Here is a 16,443-nt window from a genome sequence, read left to right on the forward strand (position 1 = left end):
ACAGTGTTCGTGCGAGGCTCCATGAAAACCGCTCTGACCGCCGCTGCCTTGGCCTTGACCGTCGCGGGTCGCGCACAGGTCGACTGGACGCCCGTCGTAGTTTGGAGCGCGGCTGACGTCGACTACCACAAGTTCGTGCCGGGGCAAGACCTGATCCTTGTCCACCGCAAGGGGGCGGACCGGCTCCAAGTCTTGCGCGCGTCCGACGGCACCTATCTGCGCGATTTCGCGGCCGTCGACCCGAACGCGGTCGGTGGGAGCGAACGCTTTTGCACGTTCTCTGGCGACTACGTCAACCTTCCCGGCACGGGTGGGTTGAAATGTGCGGTCTGGAGGTTCTCGGACGGACAGCTCGTCTTCAGTTCGGCGGTCGCGAGCGGCGAAGTTTCGGAGAACGGCGACAGGATCGTCCTGCTCCAAGGCACGGACACGCGGGTCTACACGTTCCCCGGCCTGCAGCTCGTCCGCGACTTCGGCAACATCGGAATCGGCGCCGACCTCTCTTCGGATTCCGGACATCTCGCGTGCGTCTATCAAACGGGCACGAACAACGGAGGAGAGTGGGTCCAGCGGGTCTACAACGTCTCGACGGGCGCCCTGGTCGAAGAATACGGCCCGGTCAAGTCGTCCCTCTCCGTGTCTCGGCTTCCAGGCGGAAGGCGCTATGTCCGGAAGGAACCGGGCAGGGCGGACTATGGTGTCCGGGCCCGCGTCGTCGCAAAGGCTTGGGACGGATCGCCGACCCCTCCGGCGTTCGGCTACTTCAGCCAGGCCGAGTTCCTTCGGGACACGAGAGTGACGTTCGCCGCCGACCCCGCGGCGCGCACGTTCGCCGCCTTGGTGACCAACACGCTGGGGGACCTTCCCTTCAGCACCCAGCTCAGCGCCTACGACTATGCCTTGGACCACCGTCTCGGCGATCTTGCTCCGCCCTATGAGGTCTACAGCTTGGGCGCCGGTGGACTCGGAGCGACACCGTTCTTCGGCCTCCAGACGGACTCAGGACTCCAGGTCGTGTACAACCCGTTCCGCGACGGGTTCCACGTTTCTCCAGACGATGTCCGCCTCCCCGTGAGCGGAGGCGGCGGCACCCAGGTCGAAAGGGCCCGTCTGAGGGACGGGCAGACCGTCTCGTCCTTCCCGACCGACGGTCCCGTCATGAAGGCGCAAGGGCCGCGGCTCGTCTATGAGTTCGAGGGGACGGCCCTCAGTCCCGACGTGTCCGCCCTGACCCTCCAGGTCCGGCACCGCGAGAGCAAGACGGGGCTGAAGGTCAAAATCGAGCTCTTCGACTGGGTTCAGAACAAGTGGACGGACGATGGACTCGGTCAGACGAATTCCGTCACGTCGTTCGAGACCGTCAAGGTCTCGCCGAGCACGCCTGGGCGCTTCGTGAACCCGGGCGACAAGCGCGTCCTTTGCCGGTACTCGGTGTACGGCGGCGCGCCTTTCACGTGGCTCGGCGAAGTGGACGAAGTGCGCTGGGCGTTCGAGCGGGCGTAAGTTCGCGGACGGCGGGTGGCACGACCTTAGCGTGAACCTCGGTATGGGTGGCACGCTTGTGGGCGCGACTGACGTCACGCATGCGCTACGCCCTCGCCCGCCCACAGGCGTTGCTGCCTCCAGACTCCTGACACCGTCTCATTCCACACGCCGCCGAACCTAGTCTGGAGGCTTCGTCCGCACCACCTCACACCGCGCAGTTTCAAGGGCCGGTCTGACGCAACGCCCTTGCCCCGGTCTGCAACGGTCTCCGGTTCAGCCGGATGCATCGTGGACACCGTTGCCAGACCGGGCCGCCCGCCGGCCGACGGACGCAAGCGTCCGCGATTCTGGAAAAGCTGCGATAGAATGAAGGCACGATGTCCGCCGTCCTCGCCGCCGCGCTCGTCCTGGCGCCGCAGAACCTACCGGGCGTCAAGTACCTGACTCTCGACTATTTCAACACGCCTCCTTACACGGTCGTCCTGACAGGCGAAAAGTGGGACTTGCACGAATGGAGCGGCCTGACCCGGCAACAGTGCTTCTTCTACCGAAGGGCCAATTACGTTCAGATCAATTCGAATCCAAATCAAACCGCACTCACGGTCACGATTGGCAGTGCGGCAATCAGTTTCATTAGCCCTAAAAAGGTCTACTGGCACCAAGACCTAGACTACTTCCCAGAGACAGGAACGACGACGGACCTCAGCAGTTTTAGACGGATCTACCTCGACTGCGACCAGTTCCCCGACATCGCGGAAATGTCCGTTTATGATTCAGCAGGCAGAGGGCGCACCGTAAGTTGGTCCCTGCATCCGACTGGTATCTATTTTCCCTGCGGCGGCGGATCCGTAGACTGGAAGAAGGTGCGACACGTGCAATTCCGTCTGGACTTCAATGCCGTACCGAACCCCCTGTCCTTCAACATCGCTCGGATCTATGCCTTGCTCAAGGCGGTGCCGTTGGCACCGCCTTGAGCTGAGGACCTACAGGGTCGGTAATACATTGGTTGAGCCGTTCGAAACGACCACTAACCATCTGCCGGTTCCTCCGTCGTTCCAGAAGAGGAACTCTCCCATGTGCAGACGGCTTACTGTCGCAAGCGATGTTCTGACGACGACGTTGACAGCCGCCAGGTTCACTCCAGGGTCGATGAAGTTGAAGACCCGGACTACGGTTCCCTGCGGAACTTTCTCGACGTCCGTGTCCAAATTCAGAGTGTAGTTGGCGTTCGTACCGGAGTAGACGATGTTCTTCTCCATTCCACCAATCCAATCATCCCCGCTCGTGATGTTTTGCTGCCTCCAGACTCCGGACACCACCTCACACCGCGCGCCGCCGAATCTAGTCTGGAGGCTTCGTCCGCACCGGCTCGAAGTCCAGCCCCGTCGTTGACGAAAACGTCGGCTTTTGGGCCACCCCCTGGTCGTGCCGATTCCTGGCCCAGCGGGAGAGGAAGACCTCTGGGAGCCGTCCGACAAGCCTCCAGACTAGGACGGCTCCTTGTCGCCAGCGAGAGGACTTTGGAGTCTGGAGGCAGCAACCATTCGCGACGCGTCTGCGAAGCTTTTTGGTCGATGTCGATGGAACTGAAGATTCCGAGAGAGCAGCCCGGATGGCCAGGGATGAGTTGGGATGAGTTGGAGACCGTCATGAAGCCGCTGGTTGATGCTGAGAAGGCTTCCAGCGCCGGTGGAGCCGTCTTGTCGGCGAAGTAACATGAGTCTGGAATGAACCTGGTTCGTCTTGGTTTTGATTGGCGGCGTGGCCTTGGCCTGGTTGCCTTTGCCTTCCTCATCCATCCGTCTGCCTTGGCCCAGTCCGATTGGAAAGACGTGTATGAGGCAGTCCACCGTTCAACGGTCTCGGTTACTGCCGGGGACTCGGTCGGAACTGGCTTTGTTGTCTTCGACCGGCGCCATGTGGCGACCGCTTTGCATGTGATCGAAAAAGAGCTAGTGAAAGACTCCAACGCGCGGGTCTCCGTACGCCTCGCCAATCAGAGAGAGGTAGCCGCCACCGCCGTTGCGGTTGACTCACGACGCGATGTTGCGATTCTTCGGTTTTCTGATGATCTCTCCTATCCGGCGATTCGATTGCAGGATGCCTTGCCCTCTCCAGGTGAAGCTGTGGCCGTCATAGGCAGTCCACTTGGATTGCTTGATCAGTCCATCTCGGATGGCATCGTGGGATCCATCCGGGCCGACCTCGATGGGCTGTCGATCCAATTCACCGCTCCGGTTAGCCCCGGCAGCTCCGGTAGTCCCCTACTTAGTAAGAAGGGGAGCGTACTTGGTCTTGTTATATCAAGGGTTCGAGGTGCTGACGAAGTTAATCTGGCCATTCCCGCCCTAACAATCCGTGGTGTGCTTAGCCGCGACTTCGTTTCGCTGGAAAATGGGAGCTTCTTGCCACCGGCCACGGCAACGACGCACTCCAAGAAGTGGACAAGCGAGCCCTTTGTGCCGCAAGGCATCATATTGGACGCTTTGACCTTCCTGCGATCTGTGCGCCCGTTTGCAAAACCTGGTGATGTGGCAACAGCGTCGAGGAAGTACGCCACGCTTGGGCTGCTCGAGGGCACTCGTCAATTTGTCGAAGGCGATGCTGTCGGCTATTACTGGTGGTTCCGAGGCGGCTTAGAGGGGCTGTTGGTTTTTACGACCCCTGACCTAAGAGCCTACATTAAGAAAGGGGGGTCGTTCTATGACCTTCCCAAAGAGACCCTTGCGAAGAGGTTTCGTCCGTCGAAAGACGACGTCATCGACCTTATCAATATCCCGATCCTAAAGAATGGGGCAACAATAGATCGGGTCGGCAGAGCTAAGTTCGACCAGTCCGAAAAGAAGGTAGTCGCCTATCTCCGTTCCAAGCTGGGCAAGCCAGACCGAGTCCTTGCCGGCGACGAAGAAGAAAGCGGTTTGATTCTCTGGCGTTTGCGCTCGAAGGCCACGATCGTGTTCTACGACGGAACTCTCTGGTGGTGCGCCCCTTATTCTTCCCCCGAGAACAAGAATTGGCACTAGCTGTTCCTTGACGTGCCGTTTGCTGCCTCCAGACTCCGGACACCACCTCACACCGCGCGCCGCCGAACCGAGTCTGGAGGCTTCGTCCGCACCGGCTCGAAGTCCAGCCCCGTCGTCGACGAAAACGTCGGCTTCTGGGCCACCGTGGCTCTGGTCGTGCCGGTTTCTGGCCAGGCGGGGAGAGGGAGACCCCTGGGAGCCGTCCGACAAGCCTCCAGACTAGGACGGCTCCTCGTCGTCAGGGCGAAGACTTTGGAGTCTGGGCAGCAACGGTAGCATCGAGTTCGTCGTCTCGAAACACATCAATCAGGACTTCGAACGCATCGGAGGTGCGGGAATCCGCATCGCGACCGTTCCGGAACCCTGTTCGATGGCGGTCTTGGGTTTCGGCGCACTGGTGACCCTTGTCAGAAGAAGGCGCGCTCGCTGACGACCAAGCCGCAGTCCTCACCTCTCCATACGATATGGGCCGCGGAGCAACTCTTCACGCACCGCGGCCTTCGTTCGTTTCTAACTGTCATATCGCGCATACATTCCCTTTTCGACACCATTAGGGACTAGATCGGCGAGGAAAGCATGCGGTTGTGACGCGGGTCACAGTTTTCTGATCGGACGCGACGCAAGATGAGTCAGCCCGGGAGGGCTAATGAACAATGCGAAACGCAGAATCACGGACTCGTCGCGGACACCGTTACGGTTCCCTAGCCGAACAGATCCTGAAGTCCTCTTACGTCCAGAATCAAGGTCTCCCACACAGCATGTCTACAAACAGGAAGAACATTAAGCAAAGCTACGCCTCCGCCCTCGATCGGCGCATTCTAACAACAAACATCGTCGTACCTTCGATATCGAAAGCATGTCGAGCCGCTACGCTTACGATTGCAGGAGTCATGGCATCAAGCGCGAGTGCTCAGATAGAGCAGTATTGGTATCGCGCTCCATTTGGCACGTCCGTCAACAGCAGCAACATGCCGTTGGCCGACTACTCGATGCCTGGTGCAGCGACGAACGGCAACAGCTTCTTCGCCATCAAGGGCGCCCCCAAGACCAACGGAAACGACCCACGTAGCTCGCACCTGTGGCAAAGGACCGGTGGCCCTGGCTCCGGAGGGTCTTGGAAGGACTGGGGCGATCGATATCCGAGTCCGGAGACCTTTTCGTTACGAGTGCCCCTTGCGACCTACGCAGGCGTCAACGTCCGCGCGAAGACCAACCTTCCGAAGAACTGGTGGTACGACACGATGACCAACGCTCCGGGCATGTTCACTTGCTTTAGCGAAGTCGGCTTTCAAGGCCCCTCGAGTCGAATCCCTGGAACGACCAAGACGATCGCTCCTGTCATCAACTATAGTGGCTGGAGTTATACCATCGACTATGCGGTCAAAGATTACAGCAATCTCTTCTTGCCTGCGGTCGAATTTCAGAACACACCCATCGGCGTTGACATTTATGACATGTGCGCCGCTGACAAATATACAGCATACGCTGTCGACCAGTACTACCAACTGTGGAGGATCGAAAACCCGTCCGGATTGTGGAACCTCAACAACAATAGCTATTCTCTTCTTGGTCAGGGGTTCGCATCCGTGTCCGACCAGCCCGGCGATAGGGACTGTTACGCAACCGACTGGAACGGCGAACTTTACGCCGTCTCCAAGACGTGGGGTCTGACAAACCTCGGTAGGCCGGCCGGGAAGCATATTTGGTCGAGCGTCACGGTATTTGACGGAGGAAAGCACTACGTCATAGCGGCTTGCGACACTGGGGTGGGCCTGGGGAACGGAAAGGAGCAGTTGTACACGAAGGCTTATGATTGGGGACTCAACACCTGGCTGTCTTGGAAGGCGTTGGCGCCGCTTCCCGTTTACCTCGACAAGGCCAGCAATTCGCTGGTCAAACCCTACGTCATCGGCAGCCCCACGTTGGACGAGACCGGCAAGAAGATCGTCGTGGTCGATCAGCGGGGCACCTACTTCCGTGGGGGATGGAACTGGAACGAAACGACATGGTTATGGGAAAACCACGGTCGACCGTGACACGGTCCTGGGTGTCTTTGGTCAAATTGCAGCGCACCACCTGAAGCGGCTTGGTAGCCGGCGTGGCCGGGGTGACGTCTCTTGCACCCCGGTCCCATAGGGACACGTTCGATCCTGCCAACGGCCCGACTGTTGGTCGGGCTTCCAATGTGTGGGGGGCTTTCACACTCATCGTCCCACGTCCTTAGAAGCGCCCTCGTGCCGTCGCCGCGCCGTCGCCACAGTCCGACTACGGATCGACGGAGCAAGCAGAACGGGTCCCACGCCAGGACCTGCGTACGGCCCGACCCTACCGTGAATCTTCCGATGAGAGGCAAGTTCGTGCTCGCGAATAACGTCGCGCTCCAGCCCCGGGACATTGGCCGCCTACGAGCCTGCGCGCGGCGTCAGAGCGTGGTGCGAGCCATCGGTCGTCTTTGCCGATCTCTTTAGGCTTTCGACCACGAGCGGCGGTTTGAACCTACGGTGCTGCGAGGCCGATGTGTCACCGATGCATCACGATTCCACTACGACACAGCTAAAAGTCCCTATCGGCGGGGTCTTGCCTGGCTGAAGCCAGGGCTCCTGCGGACTGAAGTCCGCGCTCCATGCCCTGCCACCCGAACGCTCCCCCTCCCCGTCCCCGTTCCCGGATACACTCGACCCATGTCCGCCGCGACGGTCCATCCGCACCGCATCCCTCTGAAAGAGTCCGACCCCACGGTCGCCGACATCATCCGCAGGGAGGAGGTCCGGCAGGAACACAACCTCGAGCTCATCGCGAGCGAGAACATCGCGAGCCGCGCCGTGCGCGAGGCGATGTCGTGCGTGATGACCGACAAGTACGCCGAGGGCTATCCGGGCAAGCGCTATTACGGCGGCTGCGAGGTCGTCGACGAAGTCGAGCAGCTCGCGATCGACCGGGTCTGCGAAATCTTCGGCAGCAGGTTCGCCAACGTCCAGCCCCACAGCGGCGCCCAGGCGAACATGTCCGTCTACAACGCCTTTCTTAAGCCCGGCGACACGCTGATGGGATTGAGCCTCGCCGAAGGCGGCCACCTGACGCACGGCTCGCCCGTCGCCTTCAGCGGCCAGATGTACGACATCGCCGCCTATGGCGTCGGCCCGGACGAGCGCATCGACTACGATGCCTTGCGGAAGCTGGCCCTAGAACGCAAGCCGAAGATCATCGTCAGCGGGGCGAGCGCCTATTCGCGCGAGATCGATTTTCCCTTCATCATGAAGGTGGCGGAAGAAGTCGGCGCGCTCCACATGTGCGACATGGCCCATTACGCCGGGCTGGTCGCGGGCGGCGTCTATCCGAGCCCGGTGCCGCACGCGCACATCGTCACTTCGACCACGCACAAGTCGCTGCGCGGCCCGCGAGGCGGCATCATCCTCTACAACGACGAGCAGTTCGATAAGCCGATCCGGATGTCGGTGTTCCCGGGCATCCAGGGCGGCCCGCTCATGCACGTCATCGCAGCGAAGGCGGTCGCGTTCGGCGAAGCGCTAAGACCGTCCTTCAAGGACTATGCGGCGCAGGTGAAGAAGAACGCGGCGGCGCTGGCCAAAGCTTTGACCGAAGGCGGCCTCCGGATCGTGAGCGGCGGTACGGACTCGCACCTGATGCTCGTCGACCTCCGGCCGTTCGGCGTGACGGGCAAGGTCGCCCAAGAGGTGCTCGAGCGCGTCCACATCACGACCAACCGCAACTCGATCCCCAACGATCCGGAGAAGCCGTTCGTCACGTCCGGCGTCCGTCTCGGCACCCCCGCCGTCACCACTCGCGGCATGAAGGAGCCGGAGATGGTCCAGATCGCGGAGTGGATCGTGCAGGCTCTGAAGGGCCGCGACGACGATGCGGTCGCCGCCCAAGTGAAGGCGTCGGTCGTGGCCCTGTGCGAACGGTTCAGCATCCACGACGTGGACTGAGGCGGACATGTGGGGCGCGCTGCTGGGGAGTCTCGCCGGAGCGTCGCTGACGGCCGAGCCCGCCTTCGTCGACGTCACGGCCGCCGTCGGGCTGAGCCTGGGTAACGACGCGGCGTGCTGGATCGATCTCGATCAAGACGGTTGGCCCGACCTGGTGACGGCCGGCACCGCCTGGCACAACGAAAAAGGCAAGCGTTTCACCAAGCTCGCGGATGTCGGATCTTCCGTCGCCGCCGATTACGACAACGACGGCTTTCCGGACCTCTTCTCGTTCTCCCAGATGAAGCTCTGGCACAACGAGCGCGGCAACGGCTTCAAGGAGGCGGGCCTTCCCGCCTTGCCGCCGACTTCGAGCCGTGGCGCGTGCTGGGGCGACTTCGACCGCGACGGATTCGTCGACCTCTACGTCGGCGGGTTCGAAGACTGGGACAGGCAGGTCACCTATCCGAGCTTCGTCCTGATGAACCGGCGCGAGAAGGGGTTTGAGCTGACATGGCAGGACGCGACGTATCGCACCCGCGGTGTGACCGCCTGTGACTTCGATCAGGACGGCGACCTCGACGTCTATGCCTCGAACTACCGGCTCCAGCCGAACCGCCTTTGGGTCAACGACGGATCGGGGCGGTTCGTGGACAACGCGGCCGAGCGGAACGCCGTCGCCACATCGCCCGGTTTCGAAGGCGGCCACTCCATCGGTGCGGCCTGGGGCGACTTCGATAACGACGGCCTGATCGACCTCTTTGCGGGGAACTTTGCCCACGTCGACGACCGCGGCGACCAGCCCAAGTCGCGCTTTCTCCGCAACCAAGGCAAGGCCAAGGGCTTTGCGTTCGAGGACAAAGGAACGTGCGGAGTCTTCTATCAGGAGTCGTACGCCAGTCCTTCTGCGGCCGACTTTGACAACGACGGCGACCTCGACCTGTTCTTCACGACGGTCTACTTCCCCGCTTCCTTCGACCGCCCGAACTACCCGGTGCTGTTCCGCAACGACGGCGGGTTCGTGTTCGCTGACGCGACGGCCGGATCAGGGCTGGAGAAACTGCCTCCGACCTACCAATCGGCTTGGGCAGACTTCGACCGGGACGGCCGCATCGACCTCGTCTCGGCGGGCCGATTGTTCGCTAACCGGTCCGCCAAGCGGCACTGGCTCGAAGTGCGGCTCCAGGGCGACGGTCGCAAAGTCGACCGGAGCGCGGTCGGCGCACAAGTCCGGATCCGGCTGGGCGACAAGGTTCTGACGCGGCAGGTCGAGGCCGGGACGGGGGAAGGCGACCAGAACGACCTCACGCTGCACTTCGGTTTAGGTGACCGGCATACTGCCGTCGACGTCGACGTGTCGTGGCCAGGGGGACGCAGGCAGACCGTGAGGAGGGTGCCGGTCGACCGCGTGGTGACCGTCCGGTTTCACGGCTGACCGTCAAGTCGTCTGGACGCCCGATTTTTTCTTCCACAGTTCGTGGAGCAATACGGCTTGACCACCGTGATAGGAATCGTGCTGCACGACGTGCGCGACGACCCATCGGAGCGTGCAGGTGAAGTCCCTTCGCGCGAACTCCTTGTCCGGCTCGATCCCACGTAACGCCTCGAACGACCTCTCCCGGATGCGGTCGTGAAGGTCGAAGTACCACTCGACGGGCTGAGCAGGAGGCAGGGGCCAGCTCGCTCCGTATTGCTGCGTCTCTTCGCTGAGGAACAGCTTGGTCTCTTCGGGATCCCGCTCTCGGCCGCCCGCGAAGTTTTCGAACCAATACGATTCGACGTCGACGATGTGAAGGATCAGGGCACCGATCGAGTGCGAACCGGGAGAAGGTTGCCACGCCAGCGCCTCGACCGGAGGCGATTCGAGGTTCTCGCGCCACTCGCGGGTGCTGTCGACCAAAGCAGCGAGCAACAGCCCCGTTTCCGGATGGAACCCCTCAAGTGGTTTCACGTCGTAATCCGCCATGGGTGGGCCCCATTATGCGGGTCCTGGAGCAGCGCGGCCCGCCTGAGTCGTCTAGATGGACATGAGGTGGGCGTGGCGGGTCGGGCGGTTGGCGGGGATCGACGTGTTCGTCCACTTTACGTTCCTGTTCCTCCTGTTGTGGATCGGGGTCTCGCACTTTTCGGCCCGCCAAGACTGGGGCGACGCGCTGAGCGGGATCGGCTTCGTCCTCGTGCTCTTCTTCATCGTCGTCCTCCACGAACTGGGCCACGCCTTGGCCGCCAAGAAGTACGGGATCGGGACGAAGGACATCACGCTTCTCCCGATCGGAGGCGTCGCACGACTGGACCGGATGCCGGAGAAGCCGTCCGAGGAACTGGTCGTGGCGTTCGCCGGCCCGGCGGTCAACGTGGTCTTGGCGGGGGCGCTCGGTCTCGGCCTGACCTTGTCGCACGGGTGGTCGGATGTTGGCGGCCTTGCCGTGACGTCCGGACACTGGATCGAACGGCTCTTTTATGTCAATGTAGCGCTCGTCGTCTTCAACCTGATCCCGGCGTTCCCGATGGACGGCGGTCGCGTGCTCCGCGCCCTTCTGGCGATGAGACTCGACTACGTCCAAGCGACCAAGCTCGCGGCCGCGATCGGTCAGGGACTCGCGTTGCTTATGGGGTTCGTCGGCCTCTTCTTCAACCCCTTGCTCGCCTTCATTGCGTTGTTCGTCTGGTTCGGTGCCGCCCAGGAGGCACAGAGCGTCGAGATGAAGGGCCTCTTGAGCGGGGTGCGCGTGCGGGACGTCATGATCACCCGGTTCGAGTCGCTTCGTCCTGACGACCCGCTAGAGGTCGCCGCAGGTCACGTTTTGGCAGGGTTTCAAGAGGACTTCCCTGTAGCGGCCGAGTCCCGTGTCGTCGGCGTCTTGACGCGCCGAAAGTTGCTCGAGGCCCTGGCGCGAGGAGCCCCGGGGCAGGTCGTCGCCCAAGCGATGGACAGGCAGTTCCAGGTCGCAGGCCCGGACGACCCGGTCGACACCGTGTTCGCGAAGTTCACCGACGGGTGCTGTGAGACCGTGCCTGTCGTCGACGAAGGACGGGCAGTGGGCGTCCTGACGCTCCATAACGTCGGCGAGTACGTCATGATCGGCCAGGCGAAACGCGAGGGCCGCCAGAGGGGAGCCCACCCGGCCACGTCGTAGTCCGCGGCGTCCTGTTACGGCCGTCGGACCGGACAGAACATCTGCAAGACGCCGATCTCTCGGTAGCCGAGGTGTGGGTAAAGGCGCGCGCCGTCTGACGTCGCCAGCAAGACGCTGGTCCGGACGCCGGACTCGCGGTCGTCCTGAAGCAAGCGGCTCATCAGCGCCCGTCCGAAACCCTGACCCCGATAGGGCCGGTGGACATAGAGGTCGGCGGCCCAAGCGTTCTCTCCGACACGGACGCTCGACGCCCAACCGATGTCGCTGATATCGTCCCAGACGCACGTGATGCGCGTCCCTTCTTGAAGTTTTCGTTTCTGGGGAGCCGACTGAGGGATCGACGCAAGGACCGGTTCGTCGGTGACGACCCTGGGAGGCGGATCGGACGTAAATTCCGGGACGTCCGAAAGACCGTGGACGAAAAGCCGCTCGGTGGAGACGGCCCGGTACCCCAAGTCCTTGTACTTCGCCCGCCTGGCGCCGTAACCGTCTTCGAGGCCTTGGACGTCGCACAGGAAGTGCCAGCCCGTTCCAGACGCGGCGATGCGAGAGACCGTGTCTTCCGGTTCAGTGACCGTGGTGACGACTTCGGTCTTCCTCGGGTTCCGGCGACCGGGCGGATCGTGCAGGATCCAAAGGCCGTCAAAGCGGTCGAGGAGGTAAGGGCTTGTCCTGCTCTTCAAATGGCAGAACGCCCTGACGAACACCTCGACCGCTTCGTCGACCGTCACGTACGGATTATCGACCGGTGCGGCGCTTCTTCAGAAGGGCCACCAAGCCTAGTCCCAGCACCGAGAGGGACGCCGGCTCCGGGACGGGCCCACAGATCGTGTCGACCACGACCTGGTCGACGCCGCAAATCGTCGGCGAGAGGTTTGCGATGGTGATGTGCTCCATGGGCGGGCAACTCGCCATCGTCACCGACCACGTCGAGTGCGTCCAACCGTCCGTGAGGTACTGCGAGGTGACCAGGGTCGCGGGGCCGTTGAAGACCGTGGAGTTGACGGTGACGTCCGGAAGGAACAGGGCTCCGGCGTGGAAGGACGTGATCTGGATCCACACTTCCTTCACGTTCGGGTCGGGGCCGTCGTTGGGGATGTCGAACGTGATGCTGCCGTTGGTGATGTCATAGACGCCGCCCCGGCCGCCCAAGGTCGCGAACCAGCCCGCATTGTTGACCGACGACATTTGCGGCGTCCCGAACGGGTTGACAAAGCCACCGCCGTTGCTGCCCCACACGTTGCCGTCCGGAGCGAGCGGCACGTTCGGCGTGCGGAAGTCCCATTCTTGGACCGTCGCGTTCGGATTACCCAGCCTCCAGGTCGGAGGGTTCAGGTCGTCGGCCCAGGCCGAGAGCGAGACGAGGGTCAGACCGAGGACCAAGGCGGACCGCGACGGAATGTGTTTCGGGTTCATGGTTGCTCCTTTGCCGCCACTTGCGGCGATCGGCGAACCACTCATTGGACATCTGTTAAGGGAATGTGACATCCAGGTTCGAATCCTGCGACAGGGCCATCGGTCCCGGCCCAGATCCGGACGGGAACGATCGGCGGGGCCACAGTGTCAAAGCTAGAGACAGCACGGACTTCTGACCGGATCAGAGCGGTCAAGAAGAACCGGCTCGTCCCACTCCTCCAGCGCCCGTGCACCGGACCACTCTCCACCGGTGTACGGTCCACTTATTTCATCAGGCTTTGGACGGCGCGGACCGCACGGACCTCGCGAGCCTTCCAGTCCCCCGTCAAGACACGAGGCACGATCGCGCCTTCCGCAAGCCGGATCAGAAAGGTGCCGTGCATCGTCGTCCGGACGCTCTCGCCGTCGCGGAAACCGTCCTGGACGAACGGAACGTCCGGCGCGCAAAGCAGGACGAGGTCGGGCCTTCGACGCCGGCCCACAGCCTCCACTTCGGGACTTCTCGACCCCATGTAGCGCTCGTGCCAGAGGCCGGTTGCGAACGCGTCAGTGTCGCAGAACAAGACCTTTTCGGCTCGACGGGCGGCGGCGTCCTCGCGGGACTGCTGGGTTTCGGCGATCAAGACGAACTCCTCGCTCTGCCATTCAGGAACCCGGAACGTCGCGATGTCCGTTATGGCGGAACCGCCGAGTTTGACGGTTTCCCAGTACTCTCGGCCGTACTCCGGCACCCACTCCGTCCCGAACCGTTCTGCAAGCCGACGGGCCAGCGTCGTCTTGCCCGTCGACTCGGCACCTGTCACGACGACCCGTTTGACGAAGTACGCCCGGACACAAGGTTCGAGGAACTCCCAATGACCGAGGGGATCGTCGCGGACGGCCGTTCCGGACACGGGGACGGTGCGACGACCTCGATCGACCATGACGTGCCGCGATCCCATCGCAGCCGCGAACGGGGCTCCATAGTCTTCGGAGGAGAACACGACGTCGGGAGCCCGGCCGAACGTCTCCACGACGAACCTGGCCCAGGCCACAGGCTCTTCCGGCAACGTGTCCGGAACGGCGACGACCTCGCAATCGGGGTGGGACTCTTCAAGCCAAGCTTTTCGAAGGTGACCAGGGATCGTCTGCGATTCATGGACGCAGAGCATGACGGTCAACCTGTCGACCTGCCGTCGGGCCGTCTCGATCAGGAACTTGTGCCCGCGGTGCAGCGGATAGAACTTGCCGATGACGAGCCCGGACGTCATGGGCTCAGGAGAGTGGCCCATCGGCCGGCGGAACGTCGTCGGTCCCTCGCGCTTCGAACTTGCGCCGCCACTCAATGTACCCCGTGACGGCCATCCCGAGGAACACGGCATAAAGGACCGCCATCAGGTAGAGGCCCCGCCACCAGTACAAGGGCACGTAGACGATGTCGACCGCGATCCAGAACAGCCAGTTCTCGACGTACTTCCGGGTCAACAGATACTGCGCGGCGAGGCTAAAGACCGTGGTGGCGGCGTCGATGAACGGAGCCGCGTCATGGACGTGCGCCAGCCAGGCCGTCAGGCCGCCCGTCGCGACCACCGAGACCGCGATGACGGCCATCGTTTCGCCCCGGGGGGACTTCAGGATGGTCAACTTGGACTTGTCCTCGCCGCCGTAGAGCCACCAGTACCAACCGTAGACCCCGAGCACGAAGTAGATCACGTTCAAGACGCCGTCGCCATAAAGCTTCGCCTGCCAGAACACGACCACGCTCGCCGCCGAGTTCACGAGCCCGATCGGCCAGTTCCAAATGTGGTCTTTGACCACGAGCCAGACGCACAAGGCGCCCGTGACGAAGGCGACCGCCTCGACCCGTTGAGAGATCTTTGCGACGACCATGTAACCCGCAAGGGCGCACACGAGGACGAACAGGGCCGTGGCCGCCCAGGCCGCTCGCGAGAGTCGCATTCCCGTCAACTTACCGCCTTTGGCAAGAGTAAGATGGAACCCCGTCTGGCCTTTGAAGACATGAACGTCACGAGCGTCTCCCTCCGACCGACACCGGCCGCCGAAGCTGCGGGACGCCCGTCGTTGACGCCCGAACTCTTGGCCGCGTCCGGAGCGCGCTATTCGCGGAACAACGAAGGGCTAGAGGCGATCCTTTCCAAGATAGATCCTACCAACCTGGACAAATCGGTCGATTCCATCTTCCGGATGATCGACTACGGACACCAGTCCATCGCCGACATGGTGCCCGTCGCCGTGTTCGTGGACGGCGTCTCCATGCTCCTCGCCTATCGCATCTGGAGTTGGTGTCCGACAGCCGGCGGCCAAGAGAGCTCCACGCGCTACATCCGGATCGGTCCTGAAGGGTTGATGGAGCCGCACGAACTCGGCGTGCCCCCTTCGAAGCACGACACATGGAGGCGGTCGATGGCCGCCGCGTTCGAAGCCTACGAGAAGTCCGTCACGTTCTGGACGCGACTGGGAGAACGCGACCCGGCCCTGATGCGGTTGCCGTCGGCGCTGATCGAGGACACGTCGGAGAAGGCGGTCAGACAGGTCGCACGGATGCGGCGGAACTACGCGTTCGACCGGGCCCGCTGTTTCTTGCCTTTGGCCGCGCGGACGAACGTCATGCTCGTCATGTCGGCCCGCGCGTGGGTCCAGCTGTGCCAGCGGCTTCACGCTGAGGGCACGCCGGAGGCGACGCGGTTGGCCCAGAGCCTCCAGGGCGAACTGCTCTATTCCGCGCCGCGACTCATGAAGCACGCCGAGGCCAAGCCCTCGTTCGATGCGGGGCAAGCCGCCGAACGGAGCGCGTGGCGAGAGACGGCGTCGGCCCTGTCCGGCTCCCGGCCGACGGGCGAGGCGTGCCCGAGGGCTTCGGTCACCGTCATGGCGCCGAACGGGGTCACGGACGCCGACATCGCCGCGTCCCTGTCCTTCCACGACAATAGGTATGGATTCATGGGCGAGGCGGCGGCGAGGACGATGGTCCGGTTCGGTTGGGACGCCGTCGCGATGGGCGAGATCCGAGACCTGAACCGTCACCGGACAGGCACGAAACACTGTCCGCTCGTCCCTCAAGGCTTCTACGCCGCGCTCGACCAAGTGCCCGATCCGTCGCTCGACCCCGAAATCCCGGTCTGGGTCGGAGACGACGCGACGGCTGCGACGCTCGACGCCTTGTGCGACGGCGATGCCGGGTCGGCGGCCTGGTCGCTCCTCGGCACGCAGTTCCCCTTCGAGCATTCGACCACACTCGACAAGTTCGCCTACGAAGCGGAGCTAAGGACCGGGACCGGGGCGCACTACCGTTATGCGAAGCACTTGTCCGACGCCGTCGCCGAGTTAGCGAAGACTTTCCCCCTATCGGCTGCCAAAATCGCGCTCGGTACCGCCGAGCCTGAATGAAGCCGGCGAGCCGAGCGCCTTGAGGGGCACCAGAAACGCCCGTTTCGGGTTGACTCGTCTGAACCG

15 protein-coding genes are annotated in these 16,443 nt (G+C 62.7%); 9 read left to right on the forward strand and 6 right to left on the reverse strand.

Translation table 11 applies throughout. The features are described 5' to 3' along the window. Nucleotides 1-21: 21 nt before the first annotated feature. Both JST30_12870 and JST30_12875 read left to right on the forward strand, forming a co-directional pair. On the forward strand, nt 22-1,503 hold the full coding sequence (locus JST30_12870) for a hypothetical protein (GenBank protein ID MBS1715219.1): 1,482 nt from the start codon (nt 22-24) through the stop codon (nt 1,501-1,503). Nucleotides 1,504-1,862: 359 nt separating this feature from the next. Then, nucleotides 1,863-2,459 (forward strand): hypothetical protein, encoded by a 597-nt coding sequence (locus JST30_12875; GenBank protein MBS1715220.1) that lies wholly within the window; start codon nt 1,863-1,865, stop codon nt 2,457-2,459. A gap of 9 nt (nt 2,460-2,468) precedes the next feature. On the opposite strand, the gene JST30_12880 is transcribed toward JST30_12875, so the two are convergent. Then, the gene (locus JST30_12880; protein ID MBS1715221.1) at nt 2,469-2,744 is read right to left on the reverse strand and encodes a hypothetical protein; all 276 of its coding nucleotides are present in this window, start codon (nt 2,742-2,744) and stop codon (nt 2,469-2,471) included. A 468-nt stretch (nt 2,745-3,212) separates the two neighbouring features. On the opposite strand from JST30_12880, the gene JST30_12885 reads away from it, so the two are divergent. The 5 genes from JST30_12885 to JST30_12905 all read left to right on the forward strand — a co-directional run bounded on the left by JST30_12885 (nt 3,213) and on the right by JST30_12905 (nt 9,872). Then, on the forward strand, nt 3,213-4,508 hold the full coding sequence (locus JST30_12885) for a trypsin-like peptidase domain-containing protein (protein MBS1715222.1): 1,296 nt from the start codon (nt 3,213-3,215) through the stop codon (nt 4,506-4,508). A 370-nt stretch (nt 4,509-4,878) separates the two neighbouring features. Beyond that, nucleotides 4,879-4,938, forward strand: a complete 60-nt coding sequence (locus JST30_12890; GenBank protein ID MBS1715223.1) for a hypothetical protein — start codon at nt 4,879-4,881, stop codon at nt 4,936-4,938. 460 nt (nt 4,939-5,398) lie between these two features. Then, nucleotides 5,399-6,544 carry a hypothetical protein gene (locus JST30_12895; protein MBS1715224.1) on the forward strand — a complete coding sequence of 382 codons (1,146 nt, stop codon included), beginning with the start codon at nt 5,399-5,401 and terminating at the stop codon, nt 6,542-6,544. A 645-nt stretch (nt 6,545-7,189) separates the two neighbouring features. Then, nucleotides 7,190-8,458 carry a serine hydroxymethyltransferase gene (locus JST30_12900; protein ID MBS1715225.1) on the forward strand — a complete coding sequence of 423 codons (1,269 nt, stop codon included), beginning with the start codon at nt 7,190-7,192 and terminating at the stop codon, nt 8,456-8,458. 7 nt (nt 8,459-8,465) lie between these two features. Further along, nucleotides 8,466-9,872: a CRTAC1 family protein gene (locus JST30_12905; GenBank protein MBS1715226.1), complete on the forward strand. Its 1,407-nt coding sequence runs from the start codon at nt 8,466-8,468 to the stop codon at nt 9,870-9,872. Between the two features lie 3 nt (nt 9,873-9,875). Here JST30_12905 and JST30_12910 read toward each other — a convergent pair whose 3' ends face one another. Then, nucleotides 9,876-10,403, reverse strand: coding sequence for a DinB family protein (locus tag JST30_12910; GenBank protein MBS1715227.1), 528 nt, complete (start codon nt 10,401-10,403; stop codon nt 9,876-9,878). Between the two features lie 61 nt (nt 10,404-10,464). Here JST30_12910 and JST30_12915 point away from each other — a divergent pair, with 61 nt between their 5' ends. Further along, nucleotides 10,465-11,574 carry a site-2 protease family protein gene (locus JST30_12915; protein MBS1715228.1) on the forward strand — a complete coding sequence of 370 codons (1,110 nt, stop codon included), beginning with the start codon at nt 10,465-10,467 and terminating at the stop codon, nt 11,572-11,574. A 14-nt stretch (nt 11,575-11,588) separates the two neighbouring features. Here the strand turns inward: JST30_12915 and JST30_12920 are convergent, their stop codons facing one another. The 4 genes from JST30_12920 to JST30_12935 all read right to left on the reverse strand — a co-directional run bounded on the left by JST30_12920 (nt 11,589) and on the right by JST30_12935 (nt 14,928). Beyond that, nucleotides 11,589-12,305: a GNAT family N-acetyltransferase gene (locus JST30_12920; protein ID MBS1715229.1), complete on the reverse strand. Its 717-nt coding sequence runs from the start codon at nt 12,303-12,305 to the stop codon at nt 11,589-11,591. Nucleotides 12,306-12,312: 7 nt separating this feature from the next. Next, nucleotides 12,313-12,990, reverse strand: a complete 678-nt coding sequence (locus JST30_12925; GenBank protein MBS1715230.1) for a PEP-CTERM sorting domain-containing protein — start codon at nt 12,988-12,990, stop codon at nt 12,313-12,315. 263 nt (nt 12,991-13,253) lie between these two features. Beyond that, nucleotides 13,254-14,240, reverse strand: a complete 987-nt coding sequence (locus JST30_12930; GenBank protein ID MBS1715231.1) for an AAA family ATPase — start codon at nt 14,238-14,240, stop codon at nt 13,254-13,256. Between the two features lie 4 nt (nt 14,241-14,244). Next, nucleotides 14,245-14,928 (reverse strand): nicotinamide mononucleotide transporter, encoded by a 684-nt coding sequence (locus JST30_12935; GenBank protein MBS1715232.1) that lies wholly within the window; start codon nt 14,926-14,928, stop codon nt 14,245-14,247. 33 nt (nt 14,929-14,961) lie between these two features. Here JST30_12935 and JST30_12940 point away from each other — a divergent pair, with 33 nt between their 5' ends. Beyond that, nucleotides 14,962-16,377, forward strand: a complete 1,416-nt coding sequence (locus JST30_12940; protein ID MBS1715233.1) for an FAD-dependent thymidylate synthase — start codon at nt 14,962-14,964, stop codon at nt 16,375-16,377. Nucleotides 16,378-16,443: the final 66 nt, after the last annotated feature.

The organism is Armatimonadota bacterium (assembly GCA_018268395.1).
Lineage (GTDB): Bacteria > Armatimonadota > Fimbriimonadia > Fimbriimonadales > Fimbriimonadaceae > JAEURO01.